This is a genomic window from Flavobacterium sp. B114r, from assembly GCF_056824125.1.
On sequence record NZ_CP124858.1, the window covers coordinates 2224439 to 2249798 of the forward strand.

At 35.5% G+C, this 25360-nt stretch carries 15 protein-coding genes; 6 read left to right on the forward strand and 9 right to left on the reverse strand.

Annotated elements, in window-relative coordinates; genetic code table 11:
* Window positions 1–3 precede the first annotated feature (3 nt).
* Window positions 4–1200 carry an MFS transporter gene (locus tag QLQ94_RS09745; RefSeq protein ID WP_271334987.1) on the reverse strand — a complete coding sequence of 399 codons (1197 nt, stop codon included), beginning with the start codon at window positions 1198–1200 and terminating at the stop codon, window positions 4–6.
* A gap of 186 nt (window positions 1201–1386) precedes the next feature.
* On the reverse strand, window positions 1387–1977 hold the full coding sequence (locus QLQ94_RS09750; protein ID WP_271334986.1) for a TetR/AcrR family transcriptional regulator: 591 nt from the start codon (window positions 1975–1977) through the stop codon (window positions 1387–1389).
* Between the two features lie 716 nt (window positions 1978–2693).
* Here QLQ94_RS09750 and QLQ94_RS09755 point away from each other — a divergent pair.
* Both QLQ94_RS09755 and QLQ94_RS09760 read left to right on the forward strand, forming a co-directional pair.
* Window positions 2694–3431, forward strand: coding sequence for a class I SAM-dependent methyltransferase (locus QLQ94_RS09755; RefSeq protein ID WP_271334985.1), 738 nt, complete (start codon window positions 2694–2696; stop codon window positions 3429–3431).
* Between the two features lie 41 nt (window positions 3432–3472).
* Window positions 3473–3937 (forward strand): GNAT family N-acetyltransferase, encoded by a 465-nt coding sequence (locus QLQ94_RS09760; RefSeq protein ID WP_482499601.1) that lies wholly within the window; start codon window positions 3473–3475, stop codon window positions 3935–3937.
* A 592-nt stretch (window positions 3938–4529) separates the two neighbouring features.
* On the opposite strand, the gene QLQ94_RS09765 is transcribed toward QLQ94_RS09760, so the two are convergent.
* From QLQ94_RS09765 to QLQ94_RS09795, 7 genes are all read right to left on the reverse strand, one after another.
* On the reverse strand, window positions 4530–5801 hold the full coding sequence (locus QLQ94_RS09765; protein ID WP_482499603.1) for an acyltransferase family protein: 1272 nt from the start codon (window positions 5799–5801) through the stop codon (window positions 4530–4532).
* Between the two features lie 62 nt (window positions 5802–5863).
* On the reverse strand, window positions 5864–8857 hold the full coding sequence (locus tag QLQ94_RS09770; protein ID WP_271334982.1) for a serine hydrolase domain-containing protein: 2994 nt from the start codon (window positions 8855–8857) through the stop codon (window positions 5864–5866).
* Window positions 8858–8932: 75 nt separating this feature from the next.
* On the reverse strand, window positions 8933–10438 hold the full coding sequence (locus QLQ94_RS09775; protein ID WP_271334981.1) for a sodium:solute symporter: 1506 nt from the start codon (window positions 10436–10438) through the stop codon (window positions 8933–8935).
* Between the two features lie 149 nt (window positions 10439–10587).
* On the reverse strand, window positions 10588–11415 hold the full coding sequence (gene murQ / locus QLQ94_RS09780) for an N-acetylmuramic acid 6-phosphate etherase (RefSeq protein WP_271334980.1): 828 nt from the start codon (window positions 11413–11415) through the stop codon (window positions 10588–10590).
* Window positions 11416–11446: 31 nt separating this feature from the next.
* A complete protein-coding gene (locus QLQ94_RS09785; protein ID WP_482499604.1) occupies window positions 11447–12646 on the reverse strand; it encodes an exo-beta-N-acetylmuramidase NamZ family protein in 1200 nt (399 codons plus the stop codon).
* 254 nt (window positions 12647–12900) lie between these two features.
* Window positions 12901–14631, reverse strand: a complete 1731-nt coding sequence (locus tag QLQ94_RS09790; protein ID WP_271334978.1) for a RagB/SusD family nutrient uptake outer membrane protein — start codon at window positions 14629–14631, stop codon at window positions 12901–12903.
* Between the two features lie 24 nt (window positions 14632–14655).
* The gene (locus QLQ94_RS09795; protein WP_271334977.1) at window positions 14656–17943 is read right to left on the reverse strand and encodes a SusC/RagA family TonB-linked outer membrane protein; all 3288 of its coding nucleotides are present in this window, start codon (window positions 17941–17943) and stop codon (window positions 14656–14658) included.
* 248 nt (window positions 17944–18191) lie between these two features.
* Between QLQ94_RS09795 and QLQ94_RS09800 the strand changes: the two genes are divergently transcribed.
* The 4 genes from QLQ94_RS09800 (at window position 18192) to QLQ94_RS09815 (ending at window position 25084) form a co-directional block, all read left to right on the forward strand.
* Complete coding sequence (locus QLQ94_RS09800) at window positions 18192–18941, forward strand: DeoR/GlpR family DNA-binding transcription regulator (RefSeq protein WP_271334976.1); 750 nt, start codon at window positions 18192–18194, stop codon at window positions 18939–18941.
* A 133-nt stretch (window positions 18942–19074) separates the two neighbouring features.
* The gene (nagB, locus tag QLQ94_RS09805; RefSeq protein WP_271334975.1) at window positions 19075–21000 is read left to right on the forward strand and encodes a glucosamine-6-phosphate deaminase; all 1926 of its coding nucleotides are present in this window, start codon (window positions 19075–19077) and stop codon (window positions 20998–21000) included.
* Window positions 21001–21211: 211 nt separating this feature from the next.
* A complete protein-coding gene (locus QLQ94_RS09810; RefSeq protein ID WP_482499607.1) occupies window positions 21212–24127 on the forward strand; it encodes an FAD-binding and (Fe-S)-binding domain-containing protein in 2916 nt (971 codons plus the stop codon).
* Between the two features lie 132 nt (window positions 24128–24259).
* Window positions 24260–25084 (forward strand): alpha/beta hydrolase, encoded by an 825-nt coding sequence (locus tag QLQ94_RS09815; RefSeq protein ID WP_271334973.1) that lies wholly within the window; start codon window positions 24260–24262, stop codon window positions 25082–25084.
* Window positions 25085–25360: the final 276 nt, after the last annotated feature.

Below are 25360 nucleotides of genomic sequence, written 5' to 3' on the forward strand. Positions count from 1 at the left end.
TGCTCAAGCCGATTTTCTTTTAGGTATATATTTGGCGAATACAATAACGGTCAGAACTACAATACCAGTTGCAGTTGCGTACAACGAAGCCGGACTATAAAAGTAAATGGCAGCTGCAAGTAGTGGCATAATCACATTATTTGCCGATTGTAAGCTTTGGTTCACACCTTGTAATTTACCTTGTTGGCTTTCGTCAATTGATTGTGATAATCTGGCATTGTATGTGGGATCAAATAAGCCTTCGCCTGTAATGACAAAGATTACAGCCAGTGCAATTAGGATTACTGAAGGTATAAATATACTTAGCAGAATTAGACCTAAACCAATCCCAAAACCAACTAAACCGGCAATTCCAATAGTTCTTTCGTTAAAACGTTTCAATAACCAAGGTAATAATACTGCGCGGGAAAAAATTTCGCAGATACCAACCAGCGTCAATAGCGTCCCAATAAAAGCAGGTCCCCATTTATAAATATCTTTCAGGAAAATGGTAAAATTAAATTGGAAAATACCCAGTGCAGCATAAAAAAGTATTCCCAAAATAAGAAGTAATTTGACTTCTTTTAATTTGAAGATATCTTTAAAATGCGAAAAGACATTGAAACTGTTTAAGGTTAAATGGGTTGTCCTTTTTTCAGGGGCCAGAGATTCAGGCAGCAAAAAATAGGTAGCCACACCAGAAACAAATATCAATGCGGCAGTAACAAAGAAAGGCAATGCAAGAGAAATGCTCCCCAATAATCCTCCTAAAGCCGGACCACCCAATTTTCCTATTCCCATAGCAGAGCCTATGTAACCAAACCATTTGGTTCGCTCCTTTGGTTCAGTAGTATCAGCTATATAAGCAAATAAGATACTTATATTTCCCGCTGTAAGTCCGTCAATAATGCGTCCGAGGAAGAGGATCCATAAAGCACCGCCAATTCCAAATAAAATGTAGCCAATTACAGACCCCAGTAAACTAATTACCAGAATGTTTTTTCGTCCGTATCTGTCGCTTAAAGCTCCAAAAATGGGTGCAGCAAAAAAAGTGCAGGCTGCAAACACGGATAATAGAATACTCATGCCCAGAACAATCTGTTGAGACGGAAGATATTTGCCCACTATAAAAGGCAAAAGAGGAAGTACAATAGACATTCCGATAGAATTTAGCAGGACGATCAATATGATGATCCAAAAGATATATTTTTTTGATTTCATTTTTAATTATTGTTTTAAGGTTTTATTATTGGCAGGTAACTAGTTGTTTTAAACCGACCGTTTGGTTTGTTTGTGTTTAAAAAAGATTAGAGTTCATTCAGGACAAACTTTCATTTTACTTCGTTAAAAAATTATGAGATTTGTTATTTATAGAATATCGTGAGGGAAGATGTGTTGCTTAAAAAATCAAATTTTTATTTGGTTATAAAAACTATTCCAAAAGCTACTAAGTTGTTTTTTAACCGTTTTTCTATTGTTATTTTCTTCAAGCATTAACAAACGTAGGCTGGTTGCATCGACTGAAAACAGAAAAATTTTTGCGATATCTTCATCGCTCATTTCAGACTTAATTTCCTTGCTTTTTTTTGCATTGGCTATTACTGTCGACCATATTTTTGTTTCGATTCTGTCGTTTTCTGCAAACTTTGCTTTTGTTTCCGGAAAGAGTCTTGTTGCTTCAAAAACCAAACTAAAATTGTTCACATTGCTATCCTCTTTTCGTGCATTTTCTTTTTTATCTGCGTGGTTCAGATAATCGTTGTAAAAAGCCTTTAAGGAACTCTGATCAAATTGCTCATATCCATCTAACATTTGTGTCAGGTAATACGTTTCAACAATCTCTCGAAATAGCTGTTCTTTACTCGAAAAATAATGATAGAAAGCACCTTTTGATAAAGCTGTTGCTTCTACAATCTCTTTCATAGTAACTTCTTTAAATGTCTTTTGTAAAAACAAATTAAAGGCTGTCTCGAGAATATATTGTTTTGTGTCTTTCATGTTAAACCGACCGTTTGGTCTGCAAATGTATGAAGAATATTTAAATCTGCAAAAAAAATATTTAAGCTGAGGTTCGTTTTATGAAGACAACACAAAATATCGATTTGGTTTACTTTGAGAAGATAGTAATGGTTTTTATTTTTCAGATCGTTTAGTGAAGTTCTTTATTAGAACGAAAACGTAGAATAGAAACACAATTATATAGACGACTGCTAGTGCCGGTTTCTCAAAAGTTAGATTTTTAAAGTCGAATTGCTTGTACAATGTTACCCCTAAAATGATTGCTAGAATACTAAAGGTAAATACAGGTGCTTTTTTATTTTCCATAGTTTTTAGTTTTTATAAGTATATCAATTATTATGTATTACAATTGCAGAAAAAACGAAGTTGTTATTTTCTAACTTCTCTGTATCAGCGATAAAGCTTTTTTTTAACGAATATATAAAATTATTATATATTATTTTATGCGTTTTTTTTTAATGTTGACGAGAAAAATTTAGGTAATAGATTAAAAAAATTATCACAAAAATCTGTAAGTTTTGGGATGAATGTAATCGGGAGGTTTTAATACAGTACTTAGGCAAAGAATATAGAATCGATTTAAATGACTTTTTATATATTTGGACTATTAGGATTTTTATTACGGTAAAGTAGCTGTATGAAAAATCAAACCCCTTCAGCAAAGGGAATATGTTTAAAGAATAAGAAATAAGGAAATGAAACAAAATATTTACGACGATATAGACTTTTTTGAAAATTACGCCAAAATGCCCCGTTCGGTCGACGGATTGAATTCAGCAGGAGAATGGCATGTTTTAAAAAAAATGCTACCAGATCTTCAGGGAAAAAATGTTCTGGATCTGGGTTGTGGTTACGGTTGGCATTGTATTTATGCAAAGGAACAGGGAGCCGAAAATGTAATTGGAATTGACTTGTCAAAAAAGATGATTGATAAGGCAAAAGAAATCTCAAAACATTTATCGATTGAATACCATCAGATGCCAGTTGAAGATATTGAGTTTGAAAATGAGCAGTTTGATATCGTATTTAGTTCACTTACTTTTCATTACATAGAAGATTTGAATATTGTTTTTCGCAAAATTAATCAATGCTTAAAAAAAGGAGGAAGTTTTGTTTTCTCAATAGAACATCCTGTTTTTACTTCAAGACCGGAACAAGACTGGTTTAAGGACGAAAAAGGCAAAAGGCTGCATTGGCCAATAGATAATTATCAGGACGAGGGAATAAGAGAAACGAATTTCTTAGGCCATCAGGTAATCAAGTATCACCGAACGATGGCAAGTATCATAAATACTTTAATCAACGCTAATTTTAGTATTCGGGAATTGTCAGAACCAAAATCATCAGATGAGATTATTGAAAAATATCCGGAAATGAAAGACGAGTTAAGAAGACCAATTTTTATGATGGTTACTGCTGTAAAAAAGGATTGATTTTAATAAAATGCTCTATATATTAAAAAGATAGATATACTATGAATAACACCATTATCAGGCGCGCCACAAATACCGATTTGCCACAATTAGCCGAATTTTTGCAAAGTCTTGTTGATGCTGAACGTCCATTTGATTCGACACTAAAAGAAGGACAAATATTTTACTATGATATACAGGATCTGATATTAGATAAAGCAACAGAAGTTCTGGTTGCGGATAATGATAATCAGATTATTGGTTGCGGATACGCTCAAATACGCTCTCCGAAAGCATACGAAAAACATGAATTATTTGGTTATCTGGGTTTTATGTTTGTAAGCCCGGAATTTAGAGGAAAAGGAATTAGTAATCTCTTGCTTAACGATCTCAAAAAATGGGTTTTATCGCAAGGAATCACTGAGGTCAGACTCGAAGTATATCACGATAATGAAGCCGCAGTTAAGGCATATGAAAAGGCAGGTTTCAAAAAACTCATTACGACTATGCGTTGTGATATTGGTTAATTATTTAGCCGAAATCAAACAACCAAAAAGCCGTTTCATTATGAAGTGCCTTTTTGGTTTTAAAATAATTTCATCAAATTTATTTTGATTCTTCAGGTAAAAGCTCCATCGGAGCGATATATTTATAGCATGTTAGGAATGCATGCAATCAGAGCTCCATCGGAGCGACATATAGATTTTTAGTTGACGGTTATATATATCACCCCGCTGGGGTTCTGTTGGGTCGCTCTATAATTTTCTATAAATATATCGTCCCTCTGGGACTCAAAATATTCAAAATGGTAATATACTAGAAGAGGTATTATTCCATTTTTTATTAGAAATATGTTTTTTAAATTCTTAAGATCAAAGCTCCATCGGAGCGATTTATTTGTAGCATGATAGGAATGCGTACAATCAGAGCTCCATCGGAGCGATATATAGATTTTTAGTTGATGGATAAATATTTCACCCTCGCTGGGTTCGGTTGTGGCGCTCTAATCACACGCGCAGCTCTAGAAGATCGACGACATTATTTTATGGAGTTTCTTGTGTGATTTGCTTCGCCTGTTCGCTGTTGCTCGGGTTGTGGCAAAACAAAAATCTTACTGTTCTATACTTTAAAGATCATTTTCTTTTTATAAAATACCCATAATATACAAGACCAAAATATCGCATAGGATATTGCATAAGCTACAGATGCATTCAATGGATTTTCAAAACACGTTGCAATTCCGTATTTGTAAATCAAGGTTTGAACATTGATTTGTTCTGTTGCTATTTCCGGGCTTTGAACCTTAATATAACTCATAACCCTTGGTATTATTCCCGAAAAGAAAAATACAATCATAGGATTTACGCCCCAGATCAAAAACAGTTTCGTCCATTTTTTATAGTTGGCGATGTCTATTATGTAATACAGTATTGTTAAACATATTGTTGCAATTCCGGCCGTGTACAAGACATAAGAACTTGTCCAGAGCGATTTGTTTATAGGGAATATGATGTTCCAGAGTAAACCCGTAATCACTAAGGCAATTCCTGTAATGGCTAATTTCTTTACGATTTCGATCTTATTAATGTGCAAGTTTAGTATTTGCCCAATAAACATTCCCAGAATTCCGGTTCCTATAGCCGGCAAAGTGCTTAGAATTCCTTCGGGATCCCAGGTTTTAGAAACGCCCCATAAATGTCCGTTTAAAAGTACATTGTCTAACCAGGCAGCGAGATTAGTTCCTTTTTCAAAATTAGCAGGAACAAATCCCGGAACAGGAACAAAAGCCATCAGAACCCAGTAGAGTACTAAAATAGAAGCTACAACGATAAGCTGCGTTTTCAGGTTTGTTTTAAGATATAAAAGAGACGCAAAGAAATACACGATTCCTATTCGTTGCAAAACTCCCGGGATTCTTACATCTTCATAGGCTTCGATTTTACTGTAGGCCAGAAATAAGAGTATTGCGAAGATTGCGAAAACGAGATAGGTTTTAATTTTTAGAGTAAAGTTTCCTAAAAGAGCATAGGCTACCGCAAAAGTGATTATTAATCTAACGATCAATAAAGGGATTCCTTCCAAACCAAATAATTCGAATCGGCCAAAAAAAGCTAAAAAGAATCCCAGGCAGAAAATTCGTAAAGAACGCACAACAATTTTATTAAAAACGCCAGAGTCAAAATGTTTTGTTGGCATCGCAAAAGGGATTGCAGTTCCCATTATAAAAACAAAAAAAGGAAAAACTAAATCGGTAGGCGTACAGCCATGCCATTCTGCGTGTTCTAAAGGCGGATAAATAGAGGCCCAGCTTCCCGGATTGTTGACAATGGTCATCAATAAAATGGTGAATCCCCTAAATACATCCAGCGAGATTAAACGTTCTTTTGTCATTGGTTTGTTTTTTGGTTTTGTTAATTATTTAAAAAGAGAAAACTGTTTTCTTTTTGTATGGTTTATTTTATAATGGCATCCTGAATTATTTGCTGAATATCTTCGCGGATTTTTCCTTTTGCCAATTTATTGTCATCACTATTTCCCGGATAGGTTCTATTGGATAAAAAGACATAAACAATTTCCGTTTCAGGATCAACCCAGGCTATATCTCCTGTAAATCCGGTGTGACCAAAACTGGATGGAGAAACGCAAGCACAAGTTGGGCCGTCTTTACCTGTTCGTTTATCAAAACCTAAACCTCTTTGAACACCTTTATCAGCATAATAACAAGTGTTGAAAGCATTGAAGGTCTGTTCAGAGAAATATTGTTTATTGCCGTAATTTCCTTTTTGTAAATACATTTGCATCATTTTGGCAACATCCATAGCATTAGAGAAAATCCCTGCGTGACCGGCAACTCCGCCTTCCATTGCTGCTGCCATATCGTGAACATATCCCTGAATTACCTGATGTCTGAAATAGTTGTCGATTTCTGTAGGAGCAATGTTGCTTCTCTCAAATTTGTCTAACGGATTGTAAAGCGTATTATTCATCCCAAGTGTACTGTAAAAGTTTTGCTGGCTCAGGTCTTCTAATTTTTTATGCGTCTTTTTTTCTAAATATTCTTTTAAGATGATAAAAGTAAAATCACTATATCTGTATTCTTTTTTAAGGGATAACGGACTATCAGCAATGATTTTCATAATGGTATCGTGATAGTCATTTCTAATATATAGACCATCTGCAACTTTAGTAGAAAAGTCAGATTCGGCTGTGCTGCGGTAATATTTTATAGAAGGTTTTCCTTCATGGTCAAGAGTTGCTTTGTAAAACGGAATCCAAGCCTGAAGTCCGGCATAATGGGTGAGTAAATCCTTGAAACTGATTTCGGCTTTATTTGTTTTAGCAAAAAGCGGTACCATGTCTTTTAGTTTTGTGTCCAGCTCTACCTTGTTTTTATCATATAATTGCATCACGTTAGGCAATGTCGAAATCATTTTCGAAATCGAAGCAACATCATATAAATCTGAGTTAGTCACCTTCCTTGTATTATCATAGGTTTGGCTGCCATAGGATTTCTGGAAAATAACGCTTCCTTTTCGGGCAACAAGTACCTGCATTCCCGGAGCCATTTTGCCATCGATTGCTTTCTGGGCAATAGCATCAATTTTAGATAAAATCATTGGGTTCATATCCACATTTTCAGGTGCAGTAAAAGCAAGACGGTTTAATTTTTCTGTTGATAACCCATCATTTACGTGAAAGGAATTATTAATAGATACCGGTAATTTTCCTTTTGCCGGGATGGCTCCAAATAATAATTCGGCAGAAACAACCTGACTGATATTCGAGTTTTGGTACGAAACTACCAATCCTTCGATATCATCAAAATCTGTAATTGGCAATAGGGAATAAGGCTTTGTGAAAATATCGAGAATTACTTTATTGTGTTTTGCAATTTCTTGTAAACGAATCAATTCAGCGTCTGTAAAATTTTGCTTTTCCCACGGTTTGTTTAGTTTGTGGAAACCTATGATGACTAAATCGTATTTTTTTAATTCGTCATTAAGGCTTTCGATATTGGCGTTTGAAACTTCGGTAACTTCAGTATATTTTTTTAGAGTGGTGACAAACGTGCTGTTTACATCTTCTCCCATTTTTACATAGGCAATTTTCTGGTCTAAGTTTTTGACAGGCAGTATTTCCTTTTCATTTTTTAGAACAGTAATTGCATTTTCATATAACTTATAGTGCAAAGCATCATTTTGCGGTGGGTTGAGGTCATTATAAATATTGCTGATGGCAATGGGTTTGTACTTGTTTAATCCCGCTTTGAATTTAAAATGCAATATCTTTTTTACGGAATGTGCCAGACGTTCCTCAGTAATGATGTTTTCATTATAAGCAGCTTCCAGTTTCTGGAAAGCTACGGGGATATTTTCAGAACAAAGCAAAATATCATTTCCGGCAAGAATTACAGCGATTTCTAAATCTCCGGGACCTTTAAAATTACTGGCGCCTTTCATGGCAAGACCATCTGTAAAGATTAACCCTTCAAAGCCTAATTCTTTTTGAAGCAGGTTGGTTACAACATTATACGAAGCCGAAGAAGGATAATTGGGCAAGGGTTCTAAGCTTGGAATATTAAGATGGGCAACCATAACAGATACCAAACCTTCATCGAAGATTTGTTTGTACGGATACAATTCGACCATTTCAAGACGTTCTTTCGAAAAAGTAATCAAAGGCAATGCTTTATGCGAATCTGTTGCTGTATCACCATGTCCGGGAAAATGTTTTCCGGTACTAAAAACCCCCTGACTTTGCACGCCTTTCATTAAGGCAATGGCTCTGTTGCTGACATTGACTTTGTCTTCGCCAAATGAACGGTTGCCAATAATAGGATTTTTAGGATTGGTATTGATGTCAAGAACGGGGGCAAAGTTGAAATGAATTCCGATTCGTTTGTCTTCATTGGCCATGTTTCTTCCCACATTTTCAATTAAACTTAAATCCTGGATAGCACCTAAAGTCATATTCCACGGATAAATATAAGTCGAATCTAAACGCATACCCAATCCCCATTCACCGTCAATTCCTATAAATAGAGGGACTTTTGCTTTCGACTGATACAGGTTGGTTAATCTTGCCTGACGAACCGGACCACCCTGAAAAAAAATTACTCCGCCCACTTTATAATCCTGAACAAACTTATTGATTTCAATTGTATGCAGGGAATCTTTATTAGAATAGGCCGAGATCATGAACAACTGACCAATTTTTTCCTGCACAGACATTTTACTGTAAATGCTGTCAACCCAGGTGGTTTCTTTATCAGAATCTTTGAAAAATGTTTTTTTCTCTGATTTATTTTTAGGAACGTAAACAACAGTATCTTGTAGAAGGATGTCTTTTTTAACATCAGGAACAGTGGTGTTTTTTTTGGTAGCACAATTGGTAATCAAAAACAGGAGTGAGGCGTATAGACTTATTTTTATGAAGTGATTTTTCATACGGTGATTTTTTGGAGGAAATTGATTTTAATTTGCCTCTTTTTTTTAGTGAATTAAATATACTTTTTTAAATGTTTAAAAAGATATTTTTTTACTGCTGCGTGAACTCGTCAGGTACAATCCTAAATAAGTTATTAATCCGTTAAGTACGATCAATTCATTATCGAAGACATATCCGGAGAATAATAATTTTGAATTTTCATTGATTAAAAATGTAAACAAAGGGGATAATAAGCAAATTATGGGAACCCATTTATCATGTACATTTCTTGATTTCTGAAAAAGTCCAAAAGCATATAAACCTAATAACGGGCCATATGTATAAGATGCAACCCTAAAAATCATACCTACCACAGAACTGTCATTGATCGAATTGAAAATCAGGATGACAAAGAAAATCAATACTGAGAAACTTATATGAACCAAATGTCGTGTACGAACGGTATTTTTCTTATTATTTTCCGCTTTGTCCATGCCTAAGAAATCAACACAAAAAGAAGTAGTAAGTGCTGTAAGTGCAGAGTCAGTTGTAGCAAAAGTTGCCGCAATAATCCCTAATAAAAATACAATTGCCGGAATTGTCGCCAGATGATTCAGAGCAATTTCAGGAAAAAGTAAATCAGTTCTTGGTTTACCTGTAATTAAATCAGTTGGAATTGCAATTCCATTTTTATTAGCATAAATGTATAAAAGTGCGCCAACACTCAAAAAAAAGATATTAATGATCACAAAAATACCCGTAAAGGTGAACATATTTTTTTGTGCTTCGCCAATGTTTTTGCAGCTAAGGTTTTTTTGCATTAAATCCTGATCCAGTCCAGTCATGGCAATTGTTACAAACATTCCGCCCAATATTTGTTTTACAAAATGAAATTTGCTTCCCAGAAAATCATCAAAGAAAAAGATTTTCGAGTAGTTGCTGTTTTTTACTTCTTCAAAAGCGCCAATCGCACTTAAATCCATGCGGTCGCAAATAAAATAGATCGTAAGGAAAACAGAAGTTACCAGGAAAAAAGTCTGTAAAGTATCTGTGATAATAATGGTTTTTAATCCGCCCCTGTACGTATAAGAAAAAATAAGAAGCAAGGAGATTAATACGGTAAATGCAAACGGAATATGATAAAAATCAAATACAAAACGCTGCAAAACAATTACCACCAGATAAAGTCGGAACGCTGAGCTTATTGTTCTGCTGATCAGGAAAATAGTAGCGGCAGTTTTGTAGCTGTAAAAACCCATTCGCTGTTCTATGTATCCGTAAATCGAAGTTAAATTCATACGGTAATACAAGGGCAGTAATAATTTTGTAATGACTATAAATCCAAGGGCATTGCCCAGAACAAACTGAAAATATTTGAATTGTTCACCACTAGGTGCGCCTACTTCTCCCGGCACAGATATAAAAGTAACTCCGGAAAGTGCCGTTCCTATCATCCCAAAAGCAACTAAATACCACTTTGAGTTTTTATTGGCTGTAAAAAAGGCATCATTACCATCATCTTTTCGGCTCACTCGGTGTGAGATATAAAACAATATTCCAAAATAAATGATAATAAGAAGAAGTATAGTGCTTGGTGTCATTTTATAGCTTTAGTGGTTTTGGTTTTTTATTCTTTTAATAAAAACCTGGCAGCTTTTTTAAACCTACCAGGTTTCTATTGAATCCCGAAAGTTATAGATTAAGGATTTAATTCGTATAAATTTAGAAAAGATTCTAAATGATTTCGTGATTAAACTTCCAAATTTTTATTTTGAGCGAGTAAAACTGCTCTTACGCTTTTGTGTTTTTTCAATAAAACAGAAGCCAATTCTTCATCAATCTGAAGTTCTTCGATAATCATTTCAACAGCCCTTTGTACTAGTTTTTTATTAGACAATTGCATGTCGATCATTTTGTTACCGTAGATTCTCCCTAGTTTGATCATAACAGATGTCGAGATCATGTTCAGGACTAATTTCTGGGATGTACCGGCCTTCATTCTCGTACTTCCGGTTAGGAATTCCGGGCCTACAATCAATTCGATAGGATAATCAGCTTCTTTAGAAATCAAACTTTCGCTATTGCAGGAAATACTGCCAGTTACGATATTATTTTCCCTTGCCTTTTTTAGTCCGCCAATCACATATGGCGTATTTCCTGAAGCAGCTATTCCTATAACAACATCTAAATTCGTGATTTCGTACGCTGATAAATCTCTCCATGCCTGGTCGATATCATCTTCGGCATTTTCTACCGCTTTTCTAATGGCTGAGTCACCACCGGCTATAATACCAATAATCCAGCTGTCAGGCACTCCAAAAGTAGGAGGACATTCTGAGGCGTCAAGCACGCCAATTCTTCCTGATGTTCCGGCTCCTATATAAAAAAGCCTTCCGCCAAGTTTCATTTTCGTAACAATTACATCTACTAATTTTTCAATATTTGGAATTTGTTTTTCAACGATAGCGGCTACCTTTTTATCTTCATTATTTATGTTCGAAAGTAACTCGTTAGTGCTCATTTTATCTAAGTTAGAATAAAGAGATTCACGTTCTGTGTCTGGATTTATTTGTGACATTTTTTTATTTTTTTTGACTTTTTTTTGATTTTTAATAGAGTAGATATTTTGTGCGCATTTTTTTGAAGGCTTCTAAATCCTTCTGCCAGCTCTGTCTTATTTTATCTTCAGAGATTCCGCTTTCAATTTGTTCCTGCAGTTTTTTAGTTCCTGCGAGTTTGGTAAAAAACGGATTGAAGAATTTTGTTTTGTCACTGGTATTCTGATAAGCTTTTATAAGCCATTTTAATTCTAATTGATTGAGTTTAGGATAAGCGGTCAAATCCTCGCCAAAACATTCTTTGCCATTATAAAGCGGATCTTTGGCACCAAAATTAGGTTTGGGAGTAAAACTAAAATTAGTTTTTGCTAAATAAGGCGAACCATAAATTTGAAATTGCTTCTCCGTTCCTCGTCCCATGCTTACATTCGTTCCTTCAAAAAGGCACAAACTGGCGTATAAATTTATCGATTGGTCATTAGGTAAATTAGGAGATGGTTTTGCCAGTAAACTATAATCCATTGTTCTTTTATAATCAACACAAGGAATAACGGTTAGCTTGCATTGTACTGCATTTTTAAGCCATTTTTGTCCATTGATCATTTGTGCATATTCACCAATTGTCATTCCGTGAAGCAACGGGATTGGATGCATGCCAACAAAACTGGTATATTTTTTTTCTAGAAGCGGTCCGTCTACAATACGGCCATTAGGATTTGGCCTGTCGAAAATAATAAGCGGAACCCCGTTTTCTGCACAGGCTTCCATAACATAATGCAAGGAAGAAATGTAAGTATAGAATCGTGCACCAACATCCTGCAGATCAAAAATCATGACATCAATCCCTGCTAATTGTGCTGGTTTTGGTTTTTTATTATCTCCATAAAGAGAGATAATTGGTAATCCTGTTTTTTGATCTTTTCCGTCAACTACATGTTCGCCAGCATCTGCAGTTCCTCTAAATCCGTGTTCCGGGGCAAAAATAGTCTGTACTGCAATTTTTTTCTCCAGTAAAAAATCTACCACATGAGTTTTGTCCGTCAGAATTCCGGTTTGATTCGTTACGATCCCTACTTTTTTATTTTTTAAAAGCGGTAAGTATTTTTCGTAATTATCAGCTCCGGTTTTTATAACAGGGTTTGTAATTTCCTGACTGTTATTTTTTACGAGAGTTGAAGTGGAGTTTGAATAAGATGCAGTGTAAAATAAAGAGCTGGCAATAAAAACACTTTTTGTTATAAATTTTATCATTTTAAAGTACTGTTAATAGTTAGAAGGCAAAAATTGACTAAATAAAATTAAAGTATTATTTGATTACTATTGCTATTTTTTGATTGTTGATGTAAAGTATGGAATATTTGATCTGGGTTTTTCAGACCGGAAGTTTTTATTTTGTCACGTTTTCTTGTCTGCCTTTTTAGAATAAGTAAAAAAGAATATTTTAAAAGACTACCTCCGGATTTTTGATGTCCGGAGATAGTTTTATAGTAATTAAATTTTAGGGATTACCAGCCTGGGTTTTGTTTTAATGCTACGCCCTGAGCTTTATACAAATCAATATCATTTGTAGGGATATTCATTAAATAATGTTTTGCCTCAAAGGCTCTGGTGCTTGTTGGATAAATTTTTACATATCCGTTAGCGTCTACCTGCGTTTGTGTTCCAACAGGAGTTCCAATTCTGGCACCAAGATTTACATCCGGATTTTTAGAAGTATCTAAATAATCTCCTTTTTTCCAACGGTAAATATCGGCTTGTCTTAAAGTCGTCCAGCTCATAAATTCGATCTGACGCTCACGACGTACTTCCCAGATTAAAGGATTTACAACACCAGAAATTTGTTCTAATGCAGCTGTTCTTCTAGGGTCATTAATTAGTACACCACCCGCAGAAGCATTAGTTCCGTCAGTAGTCAAAGGTGCAATTCCGGCACGGGCACGTACTTTGTTGATCGAGATGTCAAGATCATTATTAGAAGCATTACCTAATTCAGCAGCAGCTTCGGCATAGTTTAGATATACTTCACTTAGTGTAAATAACGGTGCATCAGTATAATTACGTCCTCCGGTTGTAACATCCGGACCTGTTGTTGCAGGATTGTTGTATAATTCGAATACATATCCAGACATAGAAACCAATGCCGCAGTACCAAAAGATTTTCCTTTATAACCGTAGTTAGCAGGATTTACAGTTTTACCAAAACGCGGATCTCTGTTAGCAAAAGTTTTAGTAACATTATCATCGCCGGTATATTGAGCATTTCCTGCTTGTTGAATAGGTAATCCGTTTGTGGTTACATAACTGTCAGCAGCCCATTTTGTAAGCCCGTATTGAATGGTTGAGGTATTGGTATAGTTTTGTAGAGAGTGCATCAATACGTTTGTTAAATAACGTTTTGTAAGGATCACTTCTGTATTACCAAGTAATTCAACAGAATTGTAAAGCGATTTCCAATCAGCATTTAATTTATAAGCCGGATTGTTCATTATCGCTAATGAAGCCACTTTAGCTTTATTAAAATAAGTGCTTCCATCCTGAGCTAAATGATATTTTCTATAGGTTCCTTCATAAAGGCAGGCATTGCTTAAAGCTGCATAAGCCGTGTATTTGTTTACGGTAGCATTTTTGTCATCTGCAACAAGCATTAAGTTTGCAGCTTCTTCTAAATCAGCAATTACTTTATCCATAATTTCTGCTCTTGGCATTGCCGGCGCATAAACTGCAGGATCTCCCTGAATTAAATATTTATCAGTATAAGGAACATCTCCCATTTTTTGCACTAAACGAAAGTATGTATAAGCTCTAAAGAATTTAGCGACTCCAATATAATGGTTCTTTTTTTCTGCAGACATGCTCACAGTTGGTATTTTTTCCAACATCAGATTACAACGGCGAATAAGCGTATAATACTCATTCCAGGAATAAACATTAGTAGTCGCTGCCGTAACAGGCATTTGATAAAAAGTAAATGCTGATAAGTTATCATCTACTTTATAATCACTTCCATGATAATAAAAAGACGAAAGCCCTATTGTTGTACCATTTCCGTAACCATAAAAGGTATCGTAATTAAGCCATGAAAATGTTTTTACATTATCTTCTGATTGCCAGAAGTTATCGTTTGTAAATTTATCTGCAGGATCATCTGTTAGATAATCAGAGCAACTAACTGCGGTCATTGATGCTACAGCAGCAAATAGAAACAGAAATCTTGATTTTATATTTGATTTTTTCATTTTAAAAGTTTTGAATTGTTAGTATTAGAAAGAAAGCTCAACACCAAAAGAGATTGTTTTGGTATACGGATAAGCTCTTCCCCAGAAAACTTCAGTTTCATCAATTTCAGGGTCAACAGGAAGACGTTTGTCTGCCCAGGTCACTAAGTTTTCTCCTGATGCATAAATTCTTACTTTTTCTAAGCGCGCTCTTTTTACTAAATCTTTTGACAGTGAATATCCAAGAGTAACATTTTTTAGACGGAAATAAGACATGTCTAATAAATATCTTGTTGATGTAACAAAGTTGTTTGAACCTGTCGTACCTGCACCAAGTGTATTAGCTTCATTTCCGTAATATGGGTTTGGAAAATAAGCCCCGGTATTTTCCGGTGTCCAGTAATCAGCCTGGCTGGCATACATTTGCTGAGGTGCACGATAGAAAGGTAAAACAGCATCAGAAGCAGCCCAGTAATCACGTTTTCCAACTCCCTGAAAGAAACCTGAAACATCAAATCCGCGGAATTTTCCACCTACTGTTATACCATATTTGTAACGCGGTGTTGTATTACCAATTTTGCTTAAATCCCCATGATCGTCTGCTGTTCCTGCTCCACGGGATATAACACCGTCTCCGTCCTTATCTACATAATGTACATCTCCGGCTCCGTATTTAAAGCTGCCCACCATTGTTTTAGAGTAATCAACACCATTTACTGTTTTACCATTATTAGTAATAACATCGTCAGCCTGAAGAAGTCTGTCACTGGTTAAACCCCAAATCTGACCAATTTCGTAACCATCATAATAAGGATATGTAGTAGGAGTAACTATACCTAATAATTTAGAAGTATTGTTCCATTTTGTAATTACAGATTTATAATCTGACAAAGCCACATCAACAAATACAGAAGCAGTTTCGCTAAGATTTTTATTAAAGTTCAAAGACAGTTCCCATCCTCTTGTTCTCATGTTTCCTGAGTTGGTTTGAGCAGCATTTTGTCCAAATGAACCCGGAAGTGTGATACCAGGAGCCAGCATTCCTTTAGTGTCGCGTTGGTACCAGTCAAACGAAGCACCAAGCATATCAAAAATTCTTACGTCAATACCCACATCTTTTGTGTATACTTTTTCCCAGGTCAAAGAAGGGTCAACGTTAGTTGGTAAACCTGTAGACGGAGGCAATGTAGAACCGCTGTTTACCCATGAAGGATTAGTAGAATTCATGATTGATAAGAAAGCATTGTTTCCTACGTTTTGATTTCCAATTGCACCAATAGAACCACGTATTTTAAGATCGTTCAGCCAGCCACGTGTACTTTCCATGAATTTCTCATTCACAATTTTATATCCTACAGAAGCAGAAGGGAAGAATCCCCATTGTTCGCTTGTAGGGAATTTTGAAGAACCATCATAACGTGCATTCAATTCTAATAAGTAAATCCCATTATAATCATAGTTGATACGACCAAAGAAACCCGCAATCGAATACGTTGTTTCTGTTGGGTTTAGATCTTTATTAGCAGAACCCGATACAAATTGTTCCCCTACAGCAAGATTGAATTCTGGTTTTGATTTGTCTAAAAGCGTGTTTCTTCTTGCATAATTACGGGAGAAATCCTGCCACTCAGAGTTAAAACCTGCTAAAACCTTGAAACTATGTTTGTTTATTTGTTTTTTGTAGTTTCCGTAAATGTTCACCACATTAGTAACTGACTCAGATTTAGATTGTGCTACATAATCGTTTCCGGCTTCCAGCGTTGCAGGTATAGCGGTTTGTATTGTTGTAGCATCATATGGCATGGCAGACCAGCTGTCCCAGGCTAAGAATTTACCACCATTTTGTTTTCTGTCGTATGTATTTGTTACGTTACTTACTTCGGCTATCACATTGAAATTTTTAGTGATATCTGCTGTAAATTTTGCACTTAACCTGTTGTTGCGTTGCACGTTTTCATTTCTTGATGCATTCGATAAATAACCTCCCGCAGTACGGAAATTATATCCTTTATAAGTTCCGAAATTTGGAAAATACTGTCCCCAACGAAGCGCATATCCAAAATAACCTCCATAACTTGTATCATCAGTACCAGAACCACCATAGTAGTTAAACGGCTGGTCATATTTACTGTTGATATTCATTACTTTGAAATCACCCGTAAGCCAGTCAGCCAATTTTGTAGTGAATCCTAAATTGATATTGGTTCTTTGTCTTTGTTCCTGATTCACTCGTAACATGCCATCTTGGTTAGCAAGGGCAAATGAAGCAAAGAAAGAACTTTTTTCTCCCAAGTTACCTTGTGCCGAAAGATTGTGAGTGGTCTGAACAGCATTGCTGGCATACAATTCTTTATTAGCATCCCAAACCCTGTAGAAATAAGGTGTACCATTTTTTATTTCCCAATCTTCACCATATACCATCTCACGGCTCGTACGATTGTTTGCATATTTTTCTTTCCAGTTTTTGATTCCGGCAAGTAAAGTATTGTAGTTTGCACCAAAAAGCTCTGGTACAGCACCATCAGTACGTGTTCCGGCGGCAACTAGTCCCGGAATTTCTTCTGTTGGATCTAAGAAATTTAAAGTAGAAATAGGATTAACAAAAGCCGTATTGGCAGAATAAGAAAATCTCACTTTTCCTTCTCCTGTTTTTCCTCCTTTAGTTGTAATCAATACTACCCCAAAAGCAGCACGCGCACCGTAGATAGAAGCCGAAGCTGCATCTTTAAGAACCGTCATTGTTGCAATATCATTTGGATTAATAAGAGATAAATCCGTTGGAACCCCGTCAACCAATATCAAAGGATCATCAGAACCATTAATAGTTCCGGCTCCACGAATGTTTATTTTAGCCACACGATTGATGTTTCCTGAGTTAAAACTAACATTTACCCCGGGTGTAGTTCCCTGCAAGGCTTTGCTCACATCTGTTAGAGGTCGGCTGCCAATTGTCTTAGCTACATCGATTGAAGCAACAGCACCGGTTAAATTCGTTTTTTTCTGAGAAGAGAAACCTACAATCACAACTTCGTCCAGCTTAGAAGTGCTTTCTAAAAGATCAACGTTGATTTTTTGCTGTGCCTCAATTTTTACGATTTTAGTCTCAAAACCCATATAGCTAAAGCTAAGGCTTTGTCCTGCAGTTGCAGAGAGACTGAAATTTCCGTCAAAATCAGTTGTAGTACCGCTGGTACTTCCTTGAATGAGAACACTAACGCCGGGTAAAGGAAACCCGTCCGCCTTGTTTTTTACTGTTCCGGTAATTGTTTTTGTTTGCCCAAATGTTGTCTGTATGAACAAAACCAACAATGTAATAAGGAATAATTTTTTCATAATTACTTGGTTTTTTTTAATGGTTGTTGCGCAAATATATTTATTTATTGCATATAAATGCAACATTGATAATTTATTTTGAAAAATTAACTAAAATAATGCAAAATAACGCAATTTTAAATATAAAGATTCAATAAGTTAATAAGTATGTGTTAAAGCGTGCAAACTGTTGCATTTGTTGATGGATCTTCCAATTTTGAATTGAATTATTTGATATATTTGTTCTGAATTTTTAATTTCTAAAACAAATGCTTAAAGCCGAAAGACATAAATTTATAATGACTAAACTCCTTGAAGAACAAAAGGTTGTTACAACAGATTTGGCTTTAGCTCTGGATTTATCCGAAGACACAATAAGAAGGGATTTGAACGAATTAGACGATAAAAAGTTACTTGAGAAAGTTTACGGAGGTGCTATACAATTTATCGAAAAATCTGTTGATGTCTTTAATATTAATATAAGTGCTGAAGAGGAGAAGAAGAAAATCGTTAAAAAAGCATTGTCTTTACTGCATGATGGACAGGTTATTATAATGAGTGGAGGAAGTACCAATCTGGTCTTTGCAAAGCTTATTCCTTCGGACTTAAAAGCTACAATTTATACGTATAGTTTGCCAATAGCAATGCAATTGTCCCAGCATCCCAATATCGATTTGATATTTATAGGTGGAAAAATGCAGAAAAAGGCAATGGTTACAATAGGAATGGATGTGATGCAGGTTTTGTCTAAGATTAAAGCTGACATTTGTTTTTTAGGAGCAAGCAGCATCAGTATAAAACAAGGTCTGACAGAGATTGGCTATGAAGTCTCTATTGTTAAAAAGGCAATGATAGAGTCTTCAGACAGGGTAGTCTCTATGTTTTCTTCGAATAAATTAAATACTAAAATGCCTCACAGTGTTTGCGATCTTAGCCAGTTGGATACCATCGTAACCGAATTAGATCCGGAAGATTTAAGTTTGGAAGAGTATAGAAAAGCAGGCGTTTTTGTCTTGTAGTTTAAGGTTTAGGTAGTATTTTCTGCATTATTTTGCTGTTTTTAATTTTATTTTTGTTAAATAGTGCAAAATAATGTATCGACTTCGTTTTTTGTATATATTTGTTAAACTAATTTTAACTAAGAGATATATTATGAAAACCGATACTTCTTTGGCATACGACATACCAGGAAAATTTGAAGAAACGAGATTTGAAAAAAATCATAATGTGATTTTTGAGAGTTCTCTGGAAGCTTCAAAAATTGTCGCTCAGGAAATAGCCGAATTAATACGTTCAAAACAAGCTAATAATGAATCTTGCGTTCTTGGTCTGGCAACAGGTTCTTCGCCAATAAAAGTATATGAAGAACTGGTTCGCATGCATAAAGAAGAGAACCTTAGTTTTAGCAATGTAGTTTCTTTTAATCTGGATGAATATTATCCAATGACCAAGGAGAACCGCCAGAGCTACCATTATTTTATGCATCAATACCTGTTTAATCATATTGATATCAAACCGGAAAATGTAAATATCCCGGATGGAACAGTTGCAAGTGATGAACTGAACCAGTATTGTGTAGATTACGAAATAAAAATAAAAGAAGCTGGCGGACTTGATTTTCAATTATTAGGAATTGGTCGTACCGGTCACGTAGGTTTCAACGAGCCGGGATCCCACATCAATTCAGGAACAAGAATTATAACCTTAGACCATATTACCAGAGTCGATGCGTCATCAGACTTTAATGGGATCGACAACGTTCCTAAAAGAGCGATTACCATGGGCGTGTCAACAATTCTTAGATCTAAAAGAATTGTCCTGATGGCTTGGGGACAAAACAAAGCCGATATCATCAAAAGAACCATTCAGGGTGATATATCTTCAGAAGTTCCGGCTACTTTTTTACAAAATCATGCTAATGCGACCTTTGTATTAGACCAGTTTTCTGCCTCTGCATTAACCCGATTCGAAACGCCCTGGCTGGTTGGCGAATGTACGTGGACACAAGAATTAAAAAGTAAAGCAATCGTTTGGCTTTGCAAAGAAACCAAACAATCCATATTAAAATTAACTGACAGAGATTACAATAATAATGGTATGTCAGACCTTTTAGCGCAGGAAGGTTCTGCTTATGATTTGAATATTAATATGTTCAACATATTGCAGCATACTATTACAGGATGGCCGGGTGGAAAACCCAATACAGATGATTCTCATCGTCCGGAAAGAGCCAATCCTGCAAAAAAACGAGTGATTCTTTTTAGCCCGCATCCTGATGATGATGTGATTTCTATGGGAGGAACTTTTTCGAAATTAATTAAACAAGGTCATGATGTGCATGTTGTATATCAAACCTCTGGAAATATAGCCGTTACAGATGACGAAGCATTAAAATTTGCTGAGGTTGCAAACGATTTTGTAGGCGAAACTAATACTGAAATAGACTTTAAGTCAATAATTGAGTTTTTGAATAATAAATCCGAAAATCAAATTGATTCTCTGGAAGTTCGAAAATTAAAAGGATTGATTCGTAGAAGAGAATCGTATGCGGCAACAAGATACATTGGTTTAAAAGATGTCAATACACACTTTTTAGATCTTCCGTTTTATGAAACTGGACAAGTAAAAAAGAATCCATTAGGACCTGAAGATATTGCAATTGTAAAAGATATTATTGCCAAAATAAAACCACATCAGGTTTTTGCAGCAGGAGATCTTGCAGATCCGCACGGAACTCATGAAGTTTGTCTGAACGCGATTTTTGCAGCAATGAAAGAATTGAAACCTGAAAAATACATGGACGATTGCTGGTTGTGGTTGTACCGTGGCGCATGGCACGAATGGGACATTCACGAAATAGATATGGCCGTTCCGCTTTCACCATCAGAAGTATTATTAAAACGTCACGCCATTTTGTATCATCAATCTCAAAAAGACCGCGTAATGTTTCAGGGCAATGACTCAAGAGAATTTTGGGTTAGAGCCGAAGACCGAAATAAAAACACAGCAATCTTATACGATGATTTAGGATTGGCAGAATACGAAGCGATCGAAGCGTTTAAACGTTTTGATTATTAGTAAGTAAATTTTTTTAAACACATAGAAACATAGATTAACATAAAATCTAAAAGTTGATCTAAGAAAATTATAATTTTTACACATAGTACACTATGTGTATTCAAATTTAGTGAAACGCCTTTTAATAAGTTTTGTGAGCTATGTTTCTATGTGTTAAAATTTTTGCATTCAAAATATTAGGATTACCAACCAAAGCAATACAACCAATTACATGTCCAGCCTTCTCCAATTACAGCAACTATCCGATTCACTGGAAGGAACACTTTTTTATGACGAGCTTCATAAAAAAATATATGCTACAGACGCTTCTGCTTACAGAATTATGCCTGAAGCAGTTGCAATTCCAAAATCAGAAGAAGATATTGTCAAGATTATTCGTTTTGCAGAAAAAAACAAGATTTCGATAACTCCCAGAACGGCAGGAACTTCCTTGGCGGGTCAAACGGTAGGAAACGGAATAATCGTAGACGTTTCTAAGCATTTTACCAAGATTGTTGCTTTCGATGCTGAAAAGAAAACGATCACAGTACAGCCCGGAGTAATTCGTGATGAACTGAATTTGTATTTAAAACCATACGGTTTATTTTTTAGTCCAACTACTTCGACCACAAGCCGATGCATGATTGGCGGAATGGTGGGCAATAATTCATCCGGAACAACCTCTATACGTTATGGTGTTACGCGTGATAAAATTGTCGAGATAAAAGCGGTTCTAAGCGATGGAAGTATTGCGGTTTTTAAAGACCTCTCTTCGGAGGAATTTATAGAAAAAACAAAAGGAGATTCACTCGAAAGTAAAATCTACAAAACCATTTACGAGGAACTTTCGAATAAAGAAAATCAGGACGAGATTCTAAAGGAATTTCCAAAGCCTGAAATTCACAGAAGAAATACAGGTTATGCAATTGATGCATTATTAAAATCAGAACTGTTTTCAGGAACAGAAAACACGATCAATTTAGGGAAATTACTTTGCGGAAGCGAAGGAACCCTGGCATTTACAACAGAAATTACCTTGAAAGTAGATGATTTACCGCCAACAAACAATATTATGGTTGTGGCGCATTTTCATACTATTCACGAAAGTTTAGAAGCAGTAGTTACAGCAATGAAACATCATTTGTATACCTGTGAAATGATGGATGATACGATTTTAGATTGTACCAAAACGAATAGGGAACAATCTAAAAACAGATTTTTTATTGTGGGAGAACCAAAAGCGGTAATTATGCTTGAAGTAGGTTCTTATATCAGTATGGAAGATGCCGAATTACAAGCTGATGCTTTAATAAAAGATCTTGAAGATAATAATTTTGGATATGCTTTGCCTAAAATTTACGGAACTGATATTGATAAAGTCAATGAGGTTCGAAAAGCAGGTTTAGGACTTTTAGGAAGTATCGTTGGCGATGATAAGGCTGCCGATTCGATCGAAGATACAGCGGTTGAACTAAGCGATTTACCTAATTATATTGCTGATTTTGCCGCCATGATGGAAAGGCATGGACAAAGTGCCATTTATTATGCACATGCCGGAGCCGGAGAATTGCACTTACGTCCGGTTATTAATTTAAAAACAAAAGAAGGACTACACCAGTTTAGAAATATCTCAACCGAAGTCGCTCACTTGGTAAAAAGATACAAAGGTTCGCTAAGCGGTGAACATGGCGACGGAATTTTACGAGGAGAGTTTTTACCTTTTATGATTGGTGATAAAAATTATGAGCTGCTGAAACGAATAAAAAAAGCATTTGATCCCCATACTATTTTAAATGTGGGGAAAATTGTAAATGCTTCTAAAATGGATGAAAATCTTCGTTTTGAAGCAGGCAGGGAAGAACCTGTTATTAGAACTATTCAGGATTTCTCAGATAGTATGGGCATCTTGCGTGCCGCCGAAAAATGCAACGGTTCCGGTGATTGCAGGAAACCGCCATCAGCAGGAGGAACGTTATGTCCGAGTTACCGTGCCACCCGAAACGAAAAAGATACTACTCGTGCCAGAGCAAATGCATTAAGAGAATATCTGACAAATTCTGAGAAAGATAATAAGTTCGACCACGAAGAATTATATAAGGTATTTGAGCTGTGTGTGAGCTGTAAAGCCTGTGCAAGCGAATGCCCGAGTAATGTAGATGTTGCTTCTTTGAAATCAGAGTTTTTATACCAATACCAAAAAGCAAACGGATTTTCTATTCGTAATAAAATATTTGCTTTCAATTCGAAACTGAATGAATTGGGAAGTATCGCTCCCGCAATGACAAATTTTGTAGCCAATTTGCCGTTGGTCAAAAAAAGTATGGGAATCGCTCCTAAAAGACAAGTACCTTTATTAGCACCAACGACTTTTAGAAAATGGTACGAAAAAAACAAAAAGTCAGCAGGAAGTAACTCTTTTGAAAACGGAAAAGTCTATCTTTTTTGTGATGAATTCACCAATTATTATGATGTTAATGTTGGAATAGACGCTTATGAATTATTGACCAAGCTAGGTTATGAAGTTCTTGTAATACAGCATGAAGAAAGCGGAAGAGCTTTTATTTCAAAAGGATTTCTGGAAGAAGCAAAAGAAATCGCCAATAAAAACATAGCCATTTTTAAAGATATAATTTCAGAAGGTACGCCATTAATCGGAATTGAACCATCGGCGATATTAACTTTTAGAGACGAATACATCCGATTGGCAAACGACAAGGAAGCTGCCGAAAAATTATCTAAAGATGTATTTACGATAGAAGAATTCTTTAAAAGAGAAATTACAAAAGAAAAAATTCATTCCGGACAATTTTCGGAGGAACAGAAAACAATAAAAATTCACGGACATTGTCATCAAAAATCACTGAGTACTATTGAAGCTTCTTTTGCAATGCTTAATCTGCCCAAAAACAGTTCAGTGACCATTTATAATTCCGGTTGTTGTGGTATGGCGGGTTCATTTGGTTACGAAAAAGAGCATTATGAAATCAGTATGCAAATGGGCGAGGATACTTTGTTTCCAAAAATCCGTACAACTGAACCTACTACAGCAATTGCTGCCGCAGGAACCAGTTGCCGCCACCAGATTTTTGACGGAACAAATAGAAAAGCAATGCATCCGGTGACCATTTTAAGAAATTGTCTGAGATAATTTTTTAAATTTTAAATGAGACTTAATTTTCTTTACCATTAAGATATTAAGTAATTTAAGCTTTATGAACTTAATCTCTTAATGGTTAGAAATAAGGAACTTATTTTGACATAATTAATAAAACAAGATTTTATGAAAAAAACAACCTGCGTCCTTCTTTTATTCTTCGTATTTTTTTCTGCTAAAGCGGCTAAGGTAGATACTTTAGAAGTTTTTAGCACTGCGATGAACAAGAGTATCAAAACTTGTGTAATAACCCCTGAAGGTTATAAAAAAAGCAGTAAAAAATTTCCGGTTGTTTATCTTCTTCACGGATACAGCGGAAATTATGCCACATGGGTAAAAAGTTTTAAAGATGTAGGGAAACAGGTCGATAAATATGGTTTTATAGTAATTAGTGTCGACGGGAATTATTCAAGTTGGTATTTTGATAGTCCTATTGATCCTACTTTTAAATATGAGACTTATATAATCAATGAATTAATTCCTTTTGTAGATAATAAATACAAAACAATTGCAAGTCGCGAAGGCAGGGCAATATCAGGACTTAGCATGGGCGGACACGGCGCATTGTATTTGTCATTCAGGCATCAGGATGTTTTTGGAGCGGCAGGAAGTATGAGCGGAGGAGTCGATTTTAGTCCGTTTCCTGACAAGTGGGATATCAAAAAACGTTTGGGAACGATTACGGAATATCCTGAAAACTGGGAAAAAAATACGGTTGTCAATATGCTTGAATTGGTAAAAGACAACAAGCTAAAACTGATTATTGATTGTGGTGTCGACGATTTTTTTATTGATGTAAACAGAAATCTTCACACGAAGATGCTTGCCCTGAAAATAGACCATGATTATATAGAACGTCCGGGACAGCATAATATTAAATACTGGGAAAATTCCCTGAAATTTCAATTGTTGTTTTTTGACAATTTTTTCACAGAAAATAAAATTAAGTAAGGAATTGTGTGTTGCTATTTTCGATAAACAATGCATAAAAATTGGTTTGGTTACCTATCCTAACAGGTTTTTAAAACCTGTTAGGTATTTTTGCTGCTATTAATAGAAAGATTAAAAGTTTTTTCGCACGACCCGAGCAACAGCGAACAAGCAAATCAATTGCACAAATTAAATCTGCTTGATCTGCTAAATCTGGGAGAGAAAATTTAGCCACAGATTAAAAGTTTTTTAGCCACGAATTGCACGAATTATCACGAATTAAATTTGCTTGATCTG